The 16,072-nt window shown below is 67.0% G+C and carries 17 protein-coding genes; 12 read left to right on the top strand and 5 right to left on the bottom strand.

Annotation, left to right across the window (positions count from 1 at the left end; translation table 11 throughout):
• Positions 1–26: 26 nt before the first annotated feature.
• Positions 27–602: an NADPH-dependent FMN reductase gene (locus JOF48_RS00630; protein WP_209676348.1), complete on the bottom strand. Its 576-nt coding sequence runs from the start codon at positions 600–602 to the stop codon at positions 27–29.
• A gap of 128 nt (positions 603–730) precedes the next feature.
• On the opposite strand from JOF48_RS00630, the gene JOF48_RS00625 reads away from it, so the two are divergent.
• The 3 genes from JOF48_RS00625 to JOF48_RS00615 are packed head-to-tail and all read left to right on the top strand — an operon-like array spanning position 731 to position 3,919.
• Positions 731–1,285 (top strand): MarR family winged helix-turn-helix transcriptional regulator, encoded by a 555-nt coding sequence (locus JOF48_RS00625; protein ID WP_245346344.1) that lies wholly within the window; start codon positions 731–733, stop codon positions 1,283–1,285.
• Between the two features lie 33 nt (positions 1,286–1,318).
• Positions 1,319–2,533, top strand: a complete 1,215-nt coding sequence (gene dxr / locus JOF48_RS00620; RefSeq protein WP_209676345.1) for a 1-deoxy-D-xylulose-5-phosphate reductoisomerase — start codon at positions 1,319–1,321, stop codon at positions 2,531–2,533.
• Between the two features lie 54 nt (positions 2,534–2,587).
• Positions 2,588–3,919 carry a M50 family metallopeptidase gene (locus JOF48_RS00615; RefSeq protein WP_209683962.1) on the top strand — a complete coding sequence of 444 codons (1,332 nt, stop codon included), beginning with the start codon at positions 2,588–2,590 and terminating at the stop codon, positions 3,917–3,919.
• Positions 3,920–3,949: 30 nt separating this feature from the next.
• Here the strand turns inward: JOF48_RS00615 and JOF48_RS00610 are convergent, their stop codons facing one another.
• Together JOF48_RS00610 and JOF48_RS00605 are read right to left on the bottom strand one after the other, a co-directional pair.
• Positions 3,950–4,183: an NAD(P)-binding domain-containing protein gene (locus tag JOF48_RS00610; protein WP_209676343.1), complete on the bottom strand. Its 234-nt coding sequence runs from the start codon at positions 4,181–4,183 to the stop codon at positions 3,950–3,952.
• Entirely contained in the window at positions 4,183–4,401 is a 219-nt protein-coding gene (locus JOF48_RS00605; RefSeq protein WP_209676340.1) for a hypothetical protein, read from the bottom strand. The genes JOF48_RS00610 and JOF48_RS00605 overlap by 1 nt, the downstream gene beginning before the upstream one ends.
• Positions 4,402–4,684: 283 nt before the next feature.
• On the opposite strand from JOF48_RS00605, the gene JOF48_RS00600 reads away from it, so the two are divergent.
• The 8 genes from JOF48_RS00600 (at position 4,685) to JOF48_RS00565 (ending at position 12,114) form a co-directional block, all read left to right on the top strand.
• Positions 4,685–5,611 carry a S1C family serine protease gene (locus tag JOF48_RS00600; RefSeq protein WP_209676337.1) on the top strand — a complete coding sequence of 309 codons (927 nt, stop codon included), beginning with the start codon at positions 4,685–4,687 and terminating at the stop codon, positions 5,609–5,611.
• Between the two features lie 72 nt (positions 5,612–5,683).
• On the top strand, positions 5,684–6,337 hold the full coding sequence (locus tag JOF48_RS00595; RefSeq protein WP_209676334.1) for a MarR family transcriptional regulator: 654 nt from the start codon (positions 5,684–5,686) through the stop codon (positions 6,335–6,337).
• Between the two features lie 104 nt (positions 6,338–6,441).
• Positions 6,442–6,984 carry a hypothetical protein gene (locus JOF48_RS00590; protein WP_209676331.1) on the top strand — a complete coding sequence of 181 codons (543 nt, stop codon included), beginning with the start codon at positions 6,442–6,444 and terminating at the stop codon, positions 6,982–6,984.
• A 9-nt stretch (positions 6,985–6,993) separates the two neighbouring features.
• Positions 6,994–7,287 carry a YciI family protein gene (locus tag JOF48_RS00585; protein ID WP_209676328.1) on the top strand — a complete coding sequence of 98 codons (294 nt, stop codon included), beginning with the start codon at positions 6,994–6,996 and terminating at the stop codon, positions 7,285–7,287.
• Between the two features lie 131 nt (positions 7,288–7,418).
• Positions 7,419–8,585, top strand: a complete 1,167-nt coding sequence (gene ispG / locus JOF48_RS00580) for a flavodoxin-dependent (E)-4-hydroxy-3-methylbut-2-enyl-diphosphate synthase (RefSeq protein WP_209676325.1) — start codon at positions 7,419–7,421, stop codon at positions 8,583–8,585.
• Positions 8,542–9,435 (top strand): GNAT family N-acetyltransferase, encoded by an 894-nt coding sequence (locus JOF48_RS00575; protein ID WP_209676323.1) that lies wholly within the window; start codon positions 8,542–8,544, stop codon positions 9,433–9,435. The genes ispG and JOF48_RS00575 overlap by 44 nt, the downstream gene beginning before the upstream one ends.
• Before the next feature lie 99 nt (positions 9,436–9,534).
• The gene (locus tag JOF48_RS00570; RefSeq protein WP_209676320.1) at positions 9,535–11,562 is read left to right on the top strand and encodes an NADPH-dependent 2,4-dienoyl-CoA reductase; all 2,028 of its coding nucleotides are present in this window, start codon (positions 9,535–9,537) and stop codon (positions 11,560–11,562) included.
• On the top strand, positions 11,563–12,114 hold the full coding sequence (locus tag JOF48_RS00565) for a PadR family transcriptional regulator (protein WP_209676317.1): 552 nt from the start codon (positions 11,563–11,565) through the stop codon (positions 12,112–12,114).
• A 70-nt stretch (positions 12,115–12,184) separates the two neighbouring features.
• Here JOF48_RS00565 and JOF48_RS00560 read toward each other — a convergent pair whose 3' ends face one another.
• The gene (locus JOF48_RS00560) at positions 12,185–12,940 is read right to left on the bottom strand and encodes an ABC transporter permease (protein ID WP_245346343.1); all 756 of its coding nucleotides are present in this window, start codon (positions 12,938–12,940) and stop codon (positions 12,185–12,187) included.
• Positions 12,937–13,767 carry an ABC transporter ATP-binding protein gene (locus JOF48_RS00555; protein ID WP_209676314.1) on the bottom strand — a complete coding sequence of 277 codons (831 nt, stop codon included), beginning with the start codon at positions 13,765–13,767 and terminating at the stop codon, positions 12,937–12,939. Before JOF48_RS00555 ends, JOF48_RS00560 begins: the two co-directional genes overlap by 4 nt.
• A 425-nt stretch (positions 13,768–14,192) precedes the next feature.
• On the opposite strand from JOF48_RS00555, the gene JOF48_RS00550 reads away from it, so the two are divergent.
• Positions 14,193–15,986 (top strand): proline--tRNA ligase, encoded by a 1,794-nt coding sequence (locus JOF48_RS00550; RefSeq protein ID WP_209676310.1) that lies wholly within the window; start codon positions 14,193–14,195, stop codon positions 15,984–15,986.
• The last annotated feature ends 86 nt before the right edge of the window (positions 15,987–16,072 follow it).

The raw sequence follows: 16,072 nt of genomic DNA, 5'->3' as shown, positions 1-16,072 counted from the left end.
GCGACAGCGTCGGAAGAAGGGTTGGGCTATGCGTTGACGAGGGCGCCTTCGCGGACGTTCTTCATGGCGTTGGTCCAGGAGATGAGCTGGTCGAACATGGGCTCAACCGAGGCAGCCTGCATTTCGGTGGGCTTGAAAACGGAGAAGTTCTCAAAGTCGGTGAACAGGGAGAACATGCCGGTCTTCTGGACGTGGGCCACCTGCAGCTCGGAGAGGATGCCGCGCAGGTGCTCCATGGCGCGGACACCGTAGGCGGAGCCGTAGCCGACCATGCCGGCGGCCTTGTTGCTGAACTCGGCGTTCAGGTAGGAGATGGCATTCGCCAGTGCCGGCTGCACGGAGTGGTTGTATTCGCCGGTGATGAAGATGTAGCCGTCAAACTCGTTCATCTTGGCTGCCCAGGCCTTCGTGTGGTCGTTCTGGTAGTTCTGGTAGGCGGCCGGGTATGCCTCGTCCAGGATGGGCAGGTTGAAGTCGGCAATGTCCACAAGCTCGTAGTCGGCGTCGCCGCGCAGCTGGGCCTGGGCCAGAACCCACTCGGCCACGCCGGTGTTGTTGCGGCCGGGGCGGGTGGATCCGGTGACAATGGCGATCTTGGTCATGCGTTTTCTCCTTGGCTGGGGCTCCGCCACCCGGTGATTAGGTGACGTGTCAATCAAAACTTGATGTTTCAATCATGGATCAGACATACTTGATGTGTCAACTAATGTCAGGAAATGTGAGGAAGGCAATGGACAGCCGAGAAGTGGCCATGCACGGGGGACAGGCGGACCGTCCGGTTCCGGAGCCGCAAGAAGGGCAGCGCCAGGGCCCTGAACAGCGGGAAACGCGCTGGCTCAGCGCCCAGGAGCAGGCCATCTGGCTGGAGCTGCGGGAATTCGCCAAGGGCCTGCCGCGCGCCATCGACCGCCAGCTGCTCCAGGACTCCGACGTCTCCGGCGTGGAGTACGCCGTCCTCGCGGTCATCTCCGAAGCGGGCTGCGAGCAAATGCGCTCCGGCGACCTCGCCGCGCAGCTTGGCTGGGACCGCTCCCGCGTCTCCCATCTGCTCAAGCGCATGGAGTCCCGCGGCCTGCTGCACCGCTGCACCGCCAGCGCCGACGGCCGTGGCCAGGACATATCCCTGACCGATTCCGGCTGGGAGAAGATCCGCAGCGCCGCGCCCGGCCACGTCACCATGGTGCGCGAAACCATCTTTGACCCGCTCAAGCCCGACCAGCAGGCCCAGCTTTTCGAGGCCCTCACCAGCATTCGCCGAGCCGCCGAGGAACGCGGCCTCTGGTGACGCACCACCCGTAAATGCGGGATACTGGTTGCCATGGCGCACCGCAAAATCATTATTCTCGGCTCAACAGGTTCCATCGGCACCCAGGCAATCGACGTCGTCGGCCAGGCAGCCCTTCCCGACGGCACACCCCGCTTCAGCGTCACGGCCCTCAGTGCCGGCGGAGGCAACCTTGAGCTGCTGGCCGAGCAGGCTGTTGCCCTCCGTGTGCTGGCCGTGGGCATTTCCACGCACGACGGCGGGGCCCTGCGTTCGCTGATTGACTCGCGTGCCGCCTCGGCCGGCCTGGGCGGCTTCGCGCCGGAAATCCTCACCGGTCCCGATGCCTCCACCGCCATCGCGGCGTGGGGTGCCGGCACGGAGGATGCGGCCGACGTTGTACTCAACGGCATCACCGGATCCATCGGCCTGGCGCCCACCCTTGCGGCGCTCGGCACCACTGCCATCCTGGCCCTGGCTAACAAGGAATCGCTCATTGTGGGCGGTGCGCTCGTCAAGGCAGCCGCCTCACCGGGCCAGATCGTGCCCGTGGATTCCGAACATTCCGCGCTGGCCCAGGCCCTGCGCTCCGGCTCCGCCGGCGAAGTTGACAAGCTGATCGTTACCGCCTCGGGCGGGCCGTTCCGCGGCCGGACCCGCGAGGAACTGGTGGACGTGACGCCCGAACAGGCGCTCAAGCACCCCACCTGGGACATGGGCCCCATGGTCACCACCAACTCCGCAACACTCGTGAACAAGGGCCTGGAGGTCATCGAGGCGCACCTGCTCTTTGACGTTCCGCTGGACCGGATCGAGGCCGTGGTGCATCCGCAGTCCGTGATCCACTCAATGGTCCAGTTCACGGACGGGTCCACGATTGCCCAGGCGTCCCCGCCGGACATGCGACTGCCGATCGCTCTGGGCCTCGGCTGGCCGGAGCGGGTCCCCGGCGCGGCCGTGCCCTGCGACTGGACCAAGGCAGCCACCTGGACGTTCGAGCCGCTCGACAACCAGGCCTTCCCCGCCGTCGAGCTTGCCAAGGAGGCGGCGCGGCGGGGGAGCACCTGCCCTGCCGTGTACAACGCCGCCAACGAGGAGGCTGTCCACGCCTTCCATGCCGGGAAGATCGGCTTCCTGGACATTGTGGACACCATTGCGCAGGTTCTCAGCGAACACACACCTCAATCGCAGCTCACGCTCCAAAGCGTGTTGGATGCTGAAGTGTGGGCACGCGCACGGGCCAACGAGCTGCTCGCCGCCAAGGCCTGAAACGCCAGCAGACCGGGAAATGACGGGCCGGGAACCATTGAACCCAGGAAGTAAATTGTGACTGTATTGCTTTTCATCGGCGGCGTGCTGTTTGTCGCCGTCGGCATCGCCCTCTCCATCGCGCTGCATGAGGTGGGGCACCTGCTGCCCGCCAAGCTGTTCAAGGTGCGCGTCACCCGGTTCATGATCGGCTTCGGCCCCACCATGTGGTCGCGGAAAAAGGGCGAAACCGAATACGGCATCAAGGCCATCCCGGCCGGCGGCTACGTGGCCATGATCGGCATGTACCCGCCCAACCCCGGCGACGGCAGCGTCCGCCCCTCCAGCACCGGCATGTTCCAGACCCTCGCTACCGAGGCCCGCAGCGCCGCCCATGAGGAGGTGGGGCCGGAGGACGCCAACCGGGTCTTCTACAAGCTTCCGGTCTGGAAAAAGATCATCATCATGCTCGGCGGGCCCACCATGAACTTGCTCATCGGCGTGGTCCTCATGGCCGTGCTCCTCATGGGTTTCGGCACCGCCCAGGCCACCACCACCCTCGGCGAGGTCAACGCCTGCCAGGTGGCCTACGGCGCCCCCGTCCCCAAGGACCTGGCCAACTGCATGCCCACGCCCGCCGCTGCCGCAGGCCTGCAGCCCGGTGACAAACTCGTCTCGTTCGACGGCGTGCCCGTCACCGAGTGGGCGGCCTTCACCGACCACGTCCGCGCATCCGCCGGCAAGAACGTCCCGCTCGTGTACGAACGCGCCGGCAAGACCGTCACCACCAGCATCACCCCGGTGCTCACCGCCCGGCCCGTCATCGGCGCCAACGGCATGGCCGAGGTCGACTCCTCCGGCACCGCCGTCACGGTCCAGGCAGGGTTCCTCGGCGTCGGGCCCACCAGCGCAATGGTGAGGGAACCGGCGTCGGCCGTCCTGCCCGCCGTGGGGGACAGTGTGGCCCAGATTGGCGGCGTCGTCCTGCAGCTGCCGCAGAAGATCGTGGGCATCGCCCAGGCCGCCTTCAGCTCCGAGCCGCGCGACCCCAACGGGCCCATCTCGGTGGTGGGTGTGGGCCGGGTGGCCGGGGAAGTGGCCGCCATGGAGCAGGTGCCCATGAGCTCACGCGTGGCAACCCTGCTGGGGCTGCTGGCCAGCGTGAACCTTGCCCTGTTTGTCTTCAACCTGATCCCGCTGCTGCCGCTCGACGGCGGGCACGTGGCGGGCGCGCTGTATGAGGGCGCGCGGCGCCAGGTGGCCAAGCTGTTCAAGCGCAAGGACCCGGGCCCCTTTGACATCGCCAAGCTCCTGCCGCTGACGTATGTGGCGGCCGTGGTGCTCATGGCCATGGGGGCGCTGCTGATTTACGCCGACATCGTCAAGCCGGTCAACCTCTTCGGCTGAGGCAGCGCCGGCGCGGGCGCATGGGGTGGGTTAGCGGACAACTGCGATGTTGACGCTTGTTGTCCCGAGGCTTTGGGCCATCGCGAAGGAGAGAAAGATGTAGTGCTCGGTGGCGCGCGCCTGGGCGATGCCTCCCAGGTCCACCTGCCATCCCGGATCCCAGCCGAGGTCCGCCAGCAGTTGGGAGATCGTGGACTTGGCCCCGGCGTCGTTGCCGGCCAGGAACACCGTGCTGGGTGAGGGCAGCCCCGCGGGGTTGTTCATCAACGGTGCCTGGACTGTGTTGAGAGGGTCTTGACCACACGGGCGTCGGGGAAGGCTTCCTGGACGGCCGCCCCGAGGCTGGCATTCGGGAAGGCGAGCTCGAAATTCTTGTTCAGGTCATTGGCGACCTCCATGAGCACCTTGCCCGCGAGGGCAGAGGCACCGAGCTCGTTGAGCGTTCCCAGCACTGCCGCACCCGGGATGGCGTCGATGACCACCTCTGCATCGTTCAGGGCAGTGGCGAAATCGGCCGCCGGGGAAGTGGCCGGCGGGCATTTTTCCTCCCGTCCCGAGCGAGCCTGCCGGCATGGCTTGACGGGTTCACCTTCGGCGTACCGTCGGAGGGACTATGTGAACCTCCAACAGGGTTGTACCTGGATATGACGCGGCCCGTTCGTGGCCAGGCTGCGTTCCCAGCGTCCGGCCACGACCGCCCCAGGAGGTGCGCGGTGAAACGAATTTGAAGGGCCTGTCCCGGCAGCAGTCGACTCCGATGCAGCCATGGACGCCTACTCCCGCACAGTGGTCTCGGTTGCCGAAGAAGTTGCACCGCACGTGGCCGCAGTCGAGGTGCGGGGGAACGGCCGCGACGGGCGCGTCCGCCTGGGTGCCGGATCCGCCGTCGTGTTTACCGAGGACGGCTACATGCTCACGAACGCCCATGTGGTTGCCGGCGCCAGCGGCGGGTGGGCGGCCTTTGCCGACGGCACGGGCACGGACATTGAGATCAGGGGAGCCGACACCCTGTCCGACCTGGCGGTCATCCGGGGACTGTCCCACATGCACGCCCCGGCGCAGCTCGGGGACGCGGAGGGCCTGCGGGTGGGGCAGCTGGTCATCGCCGTGGGGAACCCCCTTGGCCTTGCAGGTTCAGTGACGGCCGGGGTGGTCAGCGGCCTTGGGCGGTCCCTGCCCACGGCCCTGGGCCGGAACCGCAGGGTCATCGAGGACGTCATCCAGACCGACGCAGCCCTCAACCCAGGCAATTCCGGCGGTGCGCTCGCAGACTCCCGCGGCCGGGTCGTCGGCATCAACACCGCCGTGGCGGGCGCCGGCCTGGGGCTGGCCGTGCCCATCAACGCCACCACCCGGCGGATCATTTCCGCCTTGATCGCCGAGGGCCGGGTCCGGCGCGCCTATCTGGGGCTGGTCAGTTCCCCCGTTGCCCTGAACGAGACACTGGCTCTGCGCACGGGCCAGCGGCAGGGATTGCGGGTGGCGGACGTCATTCCAGGATCGCCGGCGCAGCTGGCGGGGCTGAAGCCGGGGGACCTGGTGCTGACCGTGGGGCGCCGGCCGGTGTCCAGTGCGGAAAGCCTGCAGAAGCAGCTGTTCGCCGAGGCCATCGGAGTCCCGTTGCCCGTTACGGTGCTGCGCAACGGCGCCATGGTGGATGTGGTCGCCGTGCCTGCGGCCATGGCCGAGTGACGCCGGACCAGCCCGCGCAGGAATCCTGCAAAAAGGGTTGATTCATTGCAGTCAAATGATTATGGTTGATTCATGTTTGTTCTGACCATAGACCAACGGGGCAGCCGCCGCCACGGCGACAAGGTGCCGGAACTGCTCGCAGCCTTGGCTGGCGTGGACACTGTCCTGCCCTTCGAACGTTCGGTGGGGGACGAGGTCCAGGCGGCGCTCGTTGATCCCGGTGCCGTGGTTGAAGCTGCCATGCGCGTGCTCCGGCTGAAGGACTGGTACGTCGGCGTGGGCGTTGGCCTGGCCGAACTGCCCCTGCCTGCAAGTTCCCGTGAGGCGTCCGGCAGCGCCTTTGTGGCCGCCCGGGAGGCCGTTGAGGCGGCCAAAAAGGCCGGCGACAGGGTGCCGCTGCGGGTGCGGACAGGCGATGCCGCCGGTTCTGCTGATGCCCGCGGGCAGGCCGGTGCAGGCGGCGGCCCCGGTGTCTGGGCGGCCGCGTCCGAGGCGGTCCTTGTCCTCGTGGGAGATGTCGTCAGGAGCAGGTCGGAGGCTGAATGGCGGGTGCTGGACGCACTGGACGCGGCGCCCGGCGCCGCACAAAAGGACATTGCCGCCCAATTGGGGATCACCCCCCAGGCGGTCAGCAGGGCCATCAGGAGGTCCGGCCGGCACGAGGAACGAAACGGCCGGCGGGCAGCGGAGCTGCTGCTGTCCCAGATTGTCGGCGGCGGACGCTAGTCTAAGTTCCAGAAGCGGCAGTCCGGCCTGAACCGGCGGAACAGCCGAGGCCCAAACCGGGTGCCTGTCCACTGAAACAGTGCAGCCCAGCAAAGGAGTGGCGGATGGACGTGCTGTGGATTGCCGTGGCCATGGCTGTTTCCGTAGTTGGCGGCTGGCCCGTGACGGCCGGAATTCTCAAGCTTGCCCGATCCTCCGGCGTGCGCGCCGTCGATGCTGCCGAGGCAGGGGTGCCGGCCGCAGGGGAAGGCGCCTCCCGGGAACCCGGGGTGCCGGCCGGGGAAACCATGCAGGAGACGGCCGTCCCGGCTGCCGGGCAGGACGCCGCAGCCGGGACCGTCGCGGCGGCGGATCCGCCATCAGGCGATTCCGGCGAGGCACCTGCCGTGGCAGCGGGTGTCCGTCCCGGCGGCGAGGTGCTGCGTGGGGGCCTGCTGATCGGATTTTTGGAGCGGGGGGCGGTGGCGCTGGCCATTCTGGCGGGCCAGCCCGTGGCGATTGCCTACGTCGTGGCCATCAAGGGCCTGGGCAGGTATCCGGAACTGAAGGAATCCCCGGGGGCCAGCGAGCGGTTCATCATCGGCACGCTGGCCTCGATGCTGTGGTCGGCAGCCGTTGCAGTTCTGGCCAAAGTGCTCCTGCTATAAGGTGAATGCATGTCTATTTTCGCTGTTGAGTATGTCTATGGTCCCGAAGCGGAAGATGCCCGCACCGAACACCGCCCCAAGCACCGCGAATGGTTGGCCGCCCAGGCGGAGGCCGAGGTCCTCCTGGCATCCGGGCCCTACACCGACGGTGCCGGTGCTCTGCTGATATTCCGGGCTGCAGATGAAGCGGCAGTGCAGGCGCTGGTGGCACAGGACCCGATGACCATTGGCGGCGGCGTCACGGGACTGAAGATTTCAGGCTGGAATCCGGTGATTGGGCAGCTCAGCCGCTTCGTGGGATAGGCCTCAATGGTCCGCGCACGGACCCGAACGAGCCTACAATCAGAGTTGGATAGTGCGAGATTCCAAAGGGTGGGGCCAAAAACCGGCCCACCTCCCGCAGTATTTGTTTATTGAACTTCAAGGAGCATATTTTGACCTCCGTCAGTCTTGGCATGCCGCCATTGCCGCCACCCGTTCTTGCGCCCCGTCGCAAGACCCGGCAAATCAAGGTCGGCCCCGTCGGTGTTGGCTCGGATTCACCCATCAGCGTGCAATCCATGACCACCACGCAGACCACCGACATCAATGCCACGCTGCAGCAGATCGCCGAGCTCACGGCGTCGGGCTGCGACATTGTCCGCGTTGCCTGTCCTTCCCAGGACGATGCTGAAGCGCTGCCGATCATTGCAAAGAAGTCGCAGATCCCGGTGATCGCAGACATCCACTTCCAGCCGAAGTACGTCTTCGCCGCCATCGAGGCCGGCTGTGCCGCTGTCCGGGTAAACCCGGGCAACATCCGCAAGTTTGACGACCAGGTGAAGGAAATCGCCAGGGCCGCCAAGGACCACGGCACCTCGATCCGCATTGGTGTCAACGCCGGCTCGCTCGAGCCGGGCATCATGAAGAAGTACGGCAAGGCCACGCCGGAAGCCCTGGTGGAATCGGCCGTCTGGGAAGCCTCGCTGTTTGAGGAGCACGGCTTCCACGACTTCAAGATCTCCGTCAAGCACAACGACCCCGTGATCATGGTCGCCGCCTACGAGATGCTCGCGGAGCAGGGCGACTGGCCACTGCACCTTGGCGTCACCGAGGCCGGCCCCGCATTCCAAGGCACCATCAAGTCCGCCGTGGCCTTCGGCTCCCTGCTGTCCAAGGGCATCGGCGACACCATCCGCGTCTCACTTTCCGCCCCGCCGGTGGAGGAGATCAAGGTGGGCAACCAGATCCTGCAGTCGCTGAACCTGCGCCCGCGCAAGCTGGAAATCGTGTCCTGCCCGTCCTGTGGGCGCGCCCAGGTCGATGTCTACAAGCTGGCGGAGGAAGTCACCGCAGGCCTGGAAGGCATGGAGGTTCCACTGCGCGTGGCCGTCATGGGCTGCGTCGTCAACGGCCCGGGCGAGGCCCGCGAGGCCGACCTTGGCGTCGCGTCCGGCAACGGCAAGGGCCAAATCTTCGTCAGGGGCGAGGTCATCAAGACCGTCCCCGAGGACCAGATTGTTGAAACACTCATTGAAGAAGCCATGAGAATCGCCGAAGAGATGGAGTCCGACGGGGATGAACCGACTCTCACGGGTGGCCCCGTGGTTAGCGTTTCCTAGGGAAACCCGGCACCAGCCGGTGCGCGTCCTTGTCCACAGCGACACGGACGCGCTCCGGTCCCTGGTTGCGCGCGACCGCGTTTCCAACGTCTTCGTGGACTCGCTCGTGAACCAGCACCGCAGCGCCGTTCCGGCCATTCCCGGCGCCCACATGCTCGGCTATTTTGAGGACGACGGCGCACGTCTCGCCGCTGCCTGCTGGGTTGGCTCCAACGTGGTTCCCGTTGAAGCCGATGCGCAGCAGGCTGCGGCCTTTGCCCGCTGGATGGCCGCCCACTGGCAGCCGCACGCTTCAATTTTCGGCCCGGCAGAGGCCACCCTGTCCATGGTCGCCACGCTCAAGGATGCCGGCATCACAGCCCAGGAAGTCCGCGCCAACCAGCCACTCCTGGCCATCACGGGGGAGCCGCTCGTGGACGCGGACCCGGCCCTGTGCGTCAGCGACAGCGGGCAATTCGGTGAGATCCTTGTGGCCGCCGCTGCCATGTTCGAGGAAGAGGTCGGCTATTCGCCATTCCTGGGCGGAGAGGCAAACTACCGCCGCAGGGTGGCCTGGCTTATCAGCCACGGCTATTCCTTCAGCCACAACGAACCCCGCGGCGAGGTCATCTTCAAGGCCGACCTTGGCGCCGTCACCCAGCATGCAACCCAGGTCCAGGGCGTGTGGATGAACCCCCGCTACCGTGGCCAGGGCCTGAGTGCTGGCTACATGGCGGGCGTGGTCAAGCTGGCGCAGTTACATGCTCCCGTCACCAGCCTGTACGTCAACGACTACAACACCCGCGCCCGGGCCCTCTACGAACGTGTCGGCTTCGAGCAGATGGGAACCTTCGCCACCGTGCTTTTCTAAACCTTCCCACGGTTCGACTTCCGCAGCCGCCCTGCGTGTGGGCGGAGACACACTTTCTGCGCTACGATTATGCAACTTGTTGCGCAAAGGAGTGCATTAATGAACGCCGTCCAATACCCCCACCTGTTTGAACCGCTTGACCTTGGCTTCACCACGCTGCCCAACCGGGTCCTCATGGGATCCATGCACGTGGGACTGGAGGAACTGCCCGGCGGATTCGAACGCATGGCCGCGTTCTACGCCGAGCGGGCCAGGGGCGGAGTGGGTCTCATGGTCACCGGCGGGATTTCGCCGAACGAGGCCGGCCGGCCCATGAAGGGCGGCGCCAAGCTCACCACCGAGGCGGAAGCCGCGCAGCACCGGCCAGTCACCGACGCCGTCCATGCAGAAGGCGGCAAGATCGCACTGCAACTGCTGCACTTTGGCCGCTACGCCGCCCACCCGGGGCTTGTGGCGCCCAGCGCCGTCCAGGCGCCCATCAACCCGTTCACCCCGCACCCGCTGGACACCGCCGAGGTGGAACAAACCGTGGAGGACTTCGCCAACGCCGCGGCACTGGCGCAAAAGGCGGGCTATGACGGCGTCGAAATCATGGGCTCCGAAGGCTACCTCATCAATGAATTCATCGCCCGGCGCACCAACCGCCGCGACGACGAATGGGGCGGCAGCTACGAAAACCGCATGCGCTTCCCCGTGGAGATTGTCCGCCGCACCCGCGACCGCGTGGGCGCGGACTTCATCATCATCTACCGCCTGTCCATGCTTGACCTGGTGGAGGACGGCTCCACGCTCGAGGAAGTCATCCAGCTGGCCCGCGCCGTGGAAAAGGCCGGCGCCACCATCATCAACACCGGGATCGGCTGGCATGAGGCCCGCATCCCCACCATCGCCACCTCGGTGCCGCGCGCCGGCTACGCGTGGGTCACCAAGAAGCTCATGGGGCAGGTGGGCATCCCGCTGATCGCCACCAACCGCATCAACACCCCGGATGTGGCCGAGTCGCTGCTGGCAGGCGGCACCGCCGACATGGTCTCCATGGCCCGGCCATTCCTCGCCGACGCCTTCTTCATGCGCAAGGCCCGGGACGGCCGGGCCGATGAGATCAACAGCTGCATCGGCTGCAACCAGGCCTGCCTGGACCACACGTTCGTGGGCAGGACGTCCTCCTGCCTGGTGAACCCGCGCGCCTGCCACGAAACCGAAATTGCCATTGAACCGGCTGCGAGAGTGCAGCGTCTCGCCGTGGTAGGGGCGGGCCCGGCCGGACTCGCGTTCGCCACCACCGCAGCCCAGCGCGGACACCGGGTCACCCTCTTTGAATCGGCGGGGGAGATCGGCGGCCAGTTCAACATCGCCAAGCAGATCCCCGGCAAGGAGGAGTTCCACGAGACCATCCGCTACTTCAACCGGCAGGTCCAACTGCTGGGCATCGAGCTGCGGCTCAACACGCCGGCCACAGCGGAGGCCCTGTTGGCGGGCGGCTATGACCAAATAGTCCTCGCCACCGGCGTCACCCCGCGCCTGCCGGAGATCACCGGCGTCGGGCATCCCAGCGTGCTCAGCTACCTCGACGTACTGCGCGACAAAAAGGAAGTGGGCGCCCGCGTCGCCATCCTCGGTGCCGGCGGCATCGGCTTTGACGTGGCCGAATACCTGACGGCCGCCGGGTCCAGCGCCACCCTGGTGCCGGAAAAGTTCTTCCGTGAATGGGGCATCGACCCGGACTACGCCCACCCCGGCGGCATCACCGCACCCGCCCCCGAGCGCCCCGCCCGTCGCGTCAGCCTGTTCCAGCGCAAGGAGACCAAGGTCGGTGCCGGCCTTGGCAAGACCACCGGCTGGATCCACCGCAACGCCCTCAAGGCCAAGGGTGTCACCATGGTTCCGGGGGTTGAGTACCGGCGGATTGACGACGACGGACTCCACCTGGGCGTCAACGGCACCGACACGGTGGTCGCCGTGGACAACGTCATCCTGTGCACCGGGCAGGAGCCGCGGCGGGAGCTGCAGGCGGGGCTCGAAGCCGGAGGCGCCGTCGTGCACCTGATTGGCGGGGCTGACGTGGCGGCCGAGCTGGACGCCAAGCGCGCCATCGACCAGGGCACCCGGCTGGCGGCACGGATCTAGATGTCGCTCAGCCACGCCATCCTGACCTCACTACTGGAAAAACCCTGCACGGGGGCCGAGCTCGCACGGCGCTTCGATAAGTCCCTGGGCCATTTTTGGCAGGCCACCCACCAACAGATCTACCGGGAACTGGGCAAGCTGGAGGCCGCTGCCCTGGTCGAGCCTCAGGAACTGCCCACCACCCGGGGCCAGCAGCGCCTGTTCACGGTGCTCGGGGCCGGCCGGAGCGAGCTGGAGGGATGGTGCGTCCGGGAGGCTGATCCGCGGCCCATCCGCGACGAACTTCTGGTGCGGATGCGGGCGGCGGCCGTGCTCGGAACAGTCGACGTGACGGTGGAAATGCGCCGCCACCGAGGCCTGCACGAGGCCACGCTGGCCCGCTACCTGGCCATCGAGGCCGCCGACTTCCCCGCCGGGGCGGCACGCAGCCGCCCGGATGAGCTGCAGCGGGCGGTCCTGCTGGCAGGGGTCGCCTTTGAGCAGGCCTGGCTGGCCTGGTGCGACGACGCCCTGGCGGAGCTGGGGGCCCGCGGCGCCGGGCCGCAGGGCTAGACGGCCGGGCAGGGCTGGCTGAGACGCGGGCGCCGTAGGCCCCGGCGCAGCAGTGCCGCGGGCCGCGGGCTCAGGCCGTCTGCCGGCGCAGCGTCAGGGAGGAGAACAGCAGGCCCGCCACCACAAATGCGGCAACCACCACCAGATCAACCACAAGGGCGGAGGTGGGGTCTGCATGGGCGGCCACCTCCTGCAGCCCGTCCACGGCGTAGCTGAGAGGCAGCACGTTGGAAACGGCCTCCAGCACCCCGTTCATCTGGTCACGCGCCACAAACAACCCGCAGAGCAGGATCTGCGGGATAACCACCACGGGCATGAATTGCACGGCCTGGAACTCCGTGGTGGCGAAGGCGGAACACAACAGCCCCAGGGCCACGCCCAACACCGCCGTCAGCACCGAAATCAACACGACCCAGCCCGCGTTCCCGGCAATCTCCAATCCGAAGATCCAGTACGCGGTGCCCGTTGCCACCAGCGCCTGGGCGGCGGCCATGATGGAAAAGGCCAGCGCATAGCCAAAAAGGAGGTCGGCCTTGTGGATGGGTGTGGTCAGCAGCCGCTCCAACGTTCCGGAGGTGCGTTCGCGCAGCATGGTGATCGAGGTGACCAGGAACATTACGACGAACGGGAAAATGCCCAGCATCATGAGCCCCACCCGGTCAAAGGTGCGCGGCTGCCCGGGTGCAAGGGTCTCGTTCTGGTACAACCAATAGACCAGCGCCAGCAGCACGGCCGGCACCACCAGGATCATGGCGATGCTGCGTGGGTCGCCCTTCAACTGGCGCAGCACGCGGGTGCTGGTGGCCCACATCATCGTGCCGTTCATGAGTCGGCCTTTCCGCCGGTGGCGGCGGTGCCCGCGCCGGTGCCCGGCGCCGCCGATTCGGCAGCCTTGATCAGCCGCAGGAACGCCAGCTCAAGGTCCTCGGTTTCGCCGCGTTTGCGCAGCTGTGCAGGGGTCAGCTGCTCCAGAAGCATGCCGTCGCGCAGCAACAGCAGCGTGTCGCAGTGCCCGGCCTCTTCCATGACGTGGCTGGAGATGATGAGTGTGGTCCCCTCCTCCGCCATGCCGCGGAACTGCTCCCACAGGTCCGCCCGCAGCACGGGGTCCAGCCCGACTGTGGGTTCGTCGAGCACCAGCAGCTTCGGCTTGCCCACCAGGGCGCATGCCAGCGAGACCCGGCTGAACTGCCCGCCTGAGAGGTCCGACGCCTTGCGCTTGGCCAGCCCTGCAAGTCCGACGGCGGCCAGCACCGCCTGGGCGTCGTCCCTGCCCGCGCCGTGGACAGCACCAAAGTACCGGACGTTGTCCAGGACAGTGAGGTCACGGTAGACGCTCGGCGCCTGGGTGACATATCCGACGTCGTGCCTGTTGCGGGGGTCCCCGGCGGGCCGGCCCAGCACCGTGACGGTTCCGGCCGTGATCTTCTGCACTCCCACCAGGGCCCGCATGAGCGTGGTCTTGCCGCTGCCGGAGGGGCCCAGCAGGCCGGTGATGCGCCCGTTGGGGATGCTGGCCGTGATGTTGGCCAGGACGGTGGACTTGCCGCGGCGCACCCGCAATGCGTCCACACTGACACTGATTGGTCCGCTGGCGCCGGAAGGATCGGCCGGGACGGGGGCAAAGGGTGGTGCGGCCGCTCGGTGGGACATGGTGCCTCCTGGACTGCCGGTTCGGATGCTCTGCCTTCAAACTAGACCCGGGGCAGGGGACTGTCCAGCACCGCCGCGCGTGCCGCACCGGCCGGGTGCGCCATCCGCGCCGAAGTGGAGACAGGCATTGCCGACAGGGTCTCGGGCCATGGCAGTTTCAGTTGATTTGGAGAAGGCGCTCGACAAGGACTTCGAGGACAGGAGCCTGGGGGGAGATCCTTGACGCGTCCCCGGCGGCACTGGCGCGTCTGTCCTTGGGGCCCATCGGGGACAGGGGCCCAGCCAGCGGCTTCGCCATCGTGGAGTCTTGGCGCGCCCGATCACGGGTGCCGGTGTGCCATGCCGCGGCTTGAACCGGTAGATTGGTACCTGGCCGTCCAAACCCATGGCGGCGGCACCCAACGTCTAGAAATGGAAAATCCCGCGTGGCACTTCGCCTTTCCACACTCTTTCTCCGCACCCTGCGTGAAGATCCCGTCGATGCTGAAGTGGACAGCCACAAGTTGCTGCTCCGTGCCGGCTACATCCGCCGCGCGGCCCCGGGCATCTACACCTGGCTGCCGCTGGGCCTGCGGGTGCTGCGCAAGGTTGAAGCCATTGTCCGCGAAGAGATGGACGCCATCGGCGCCCAGGAAGTCCACTTCCCGGCCCTGCTGCCCAAGGAACCCTACGAGGCCACCAACCGCTGGCTCGAATACGGCGACGGCATTTTCCGCCTCCAGGACCGCAAGGGCGCAGACTACCTGCTGGCCCCCACGCACGAGGAAATGTTCACGCTGCTGGTCAAGGACCTGTACTCCTCGTACAAGGACCTGCCGCTGAGCCTGTACCAGATCCAGAACAAGTACCGCGACGAGGCACGCCCCCGCGCCGGGCTGCTGCGCGGGCGCGAGTTCATCATGAAGGATTCCTACTCCTTCGACATCGACGACGCCGGCCTGGACGCCAGCTACATGGCCCACCGCGGCGCGTACCTGCGCATCTTCGAGCGCCTCGGCCTTGAGGTCGTCCCGGTGGCCGCCACGGCCGGCGCCATGGGCGGGTCCAAGAGTGAAGAATTCCTGCACCCCATGGCCATCGGCGAGGACACCTATGTCCGTTCCGCCGGTGGCTACGCAGCCAACGTTGAGGCCGTCACCACCGTGGTGCCCGACGACATTGACTTCAGCAACGCACCGGCAGCGGTTGTCCGCGACACCCCGGAGACGCCGACGATCGACACGCTCGTTGCGGCCGCAAACCAGCTGGCCCCGCGGGCCGAAGGCGAGTGGACGGCAGCGGACACCCTGAAGAACGTGGTCCTGGCCATCGACCTTCCCACCGGCGAACGCCAGATCGTCATCGTCGCCCTGCCGGGCGACCGCGACGTGGACCTCAAGCGCATCGAAGCCAACATTGGCGTGCACCTTGAGGTGGGCGGCGAAGTCGGCGTGGAGGCCGCCAACGAGGCAGACCTGAAGAAGAACCCGCTGCTGGTCAAGGGCTACATTGGGCCCGGCCTGGCCCTGGACGCCGCAGTGCTCGGTGCTGAAGCAGCCTCCAAACTGCTGTACCTGGTTGACCCCCGTGTTGTCTCCGGATCCACCTGGATCACCGGCGCCAACGAAGAGGGCAAGCACGTCTTCGGCCTCGTCGCAGGCCGCGACTTCACCTGGGACGGCACGATCGAGGCCGCCCAGGTCCGCGAGGGAGACCCCGCACCGGACGGCTCCGGACCGCTGGAAGCGGCACGCGGCATCGAAATGGGCCACATCTTCGCGTTGGGCCGCAAGTACGCCGAAGCCCTGGACCTGAAGGTCCTGGACCAGAACGGCAAGCTCGCCGTGGTCACCATGGGTTCCTACGGTATCGGCGTCACCCGCGCGGTCGCCGCCCTGGCCGAATCCAACCACGACGACAAGGGGCTGATCTGGCCCGCCAATGTGGCCCCCGCCGACGTGCACGTCGTGGCCGTGGGCCGCGGCGAGGACATCTTCGCAACGGCAGCACAGCTGACCGCCGAACTGGAGACTGCCGGCCTGGAGGTCATCTACGACGACCGCCCCAAGGTTTCCCCCGGCGTGAAGTTCGGCGATGCCGAGCTCATCGGCGTCCCGACCATCCTGGCCGTGGGCCGCGGACTGGCTGACGGCGTCGTCGAGATCAAGAACCGGGCCACCGGTGTTGCCGAGAACATTGCAGTTGCCGACGCAGTGAAGTACATTCTCGCCAACCGGTAGGCACAGGCTCCGGGGACGCCGGCGCATGCCGGCGTCCCCGGAGCGAGAAACGGGCGAATAATCTTACTGCCCGCGAGGGGATGCCG

It is taken from the genome of Arthrobacter stackebrandtii (genome assembly GCF_017876675.1).
Lineage (GTDB): Bacteria > Actinomycetota > Actinomycetes > Actinomycetales > Micrococcaceae > Specibacter > Specibacter stackebrandtii.
This window is presented reverse-complemented; position numbering and strand designations above follow the sequence as displayed.

What these genes read in the sequence shown, in the direction of transcription:
- JOF48_RS00630 (WP_209676348.1), bottom strand. Translation starts at nt 602, where the DNA reads ATGACCAAGATCGCCATTGTCACCGGATCCACCCGCCCCGGCCGCAAC.
- JOF48_RS00625 (WP_245346344.1), top strand. Translation starts at nt 731, where the DNA reads ATGGACAGCCGAGAAGTGGCCATGCACGGGGGACAGGCGGACCGTCCG.
- dxr (WP_209676345.1), top strand. Translation starts at nt 1,319, where the DNA reads ATGGCGCACCGCAAAATCATTATTCTCGGCTCAACAGGTTCCATCGGC.
- JOF48_RS00610 (WP_209676343.1), bottom strand. Translation starts at nt 4,183, where the DNA reads ATGAACAACCCCGCGGGGCTGCCCTCACCCAGCACGGTGTTCCTGGCC.
- JOF48_RS00600 (WP_209676337.1), top strand. Translation starts at nt 4,685, where the DNA reads ATGGACGCCTACTCCCGCACAGTGGTCTCGGTTGCCGAAGAAGTTGCA.
- JOF48_RS00595 (WP_209676334.1), top strand. Translation starts at nt 5,684, where the DNA reads ATGTTTGTTCTGACCATAGACCAACGGGGCAGCCGCCGCCACGGCGAC.
- JOF48_RS00590 (WP_209676331.1), top strand. Translation starts at nt 6,442, where the DNA reads ATGGACGTGCTGTGGATTGCCGTGGCCATGGCTGTTTCCGTAGTTGGC.
- JOF48_RS00585 (WP_209676328.1), top strand. Translation starts at nt 6,994, where the DNA reads ATGTCTATTTTCGCTGTTGAGTATGTCTATGGTCCCGAAGCGGAAGAT.
- JOF48_RS00575 (WP_209676323.1), top strand. Translation starts at nt 8,542, where the DNA reads ATGAACCGACTCTCACGGGTGGCCCCGTGGTTAGCGTTTCCTAGGGAA.
- JOF48_RS00570 (WP_209676320.1), top strand. Translation starts at nt 9,535, where the DNA reads ATGAACGCCGTCCAATACCCCCACCTGTTTGAACCGCTTGACCTTGGC.
- JOF48_RS00565 (WP_209676317.1), top strand. Translation starts at nt 11,563, where the DNA reads ATGTCGCTCAGCCACGCCATCCTGACCTCACTACTGGAAAAACCCTGC.
- JOF48_RS00560 (WP_245346343.1), bottom strand. Translation starts at nt 12,940, where the DNA reads ATGAACGGCACGATGATGTGGGCCACCAGCACCCGCGTGCTGCGCCAG.
- JOF48_RS00555 (WP_209676314.1), bottom strand. Translation starts at nt 13,767, where the DNA reads ATGTCCCACCGAGCGGCCGCACCACCCTTTGCCCCCGTCCCGGCCGAT.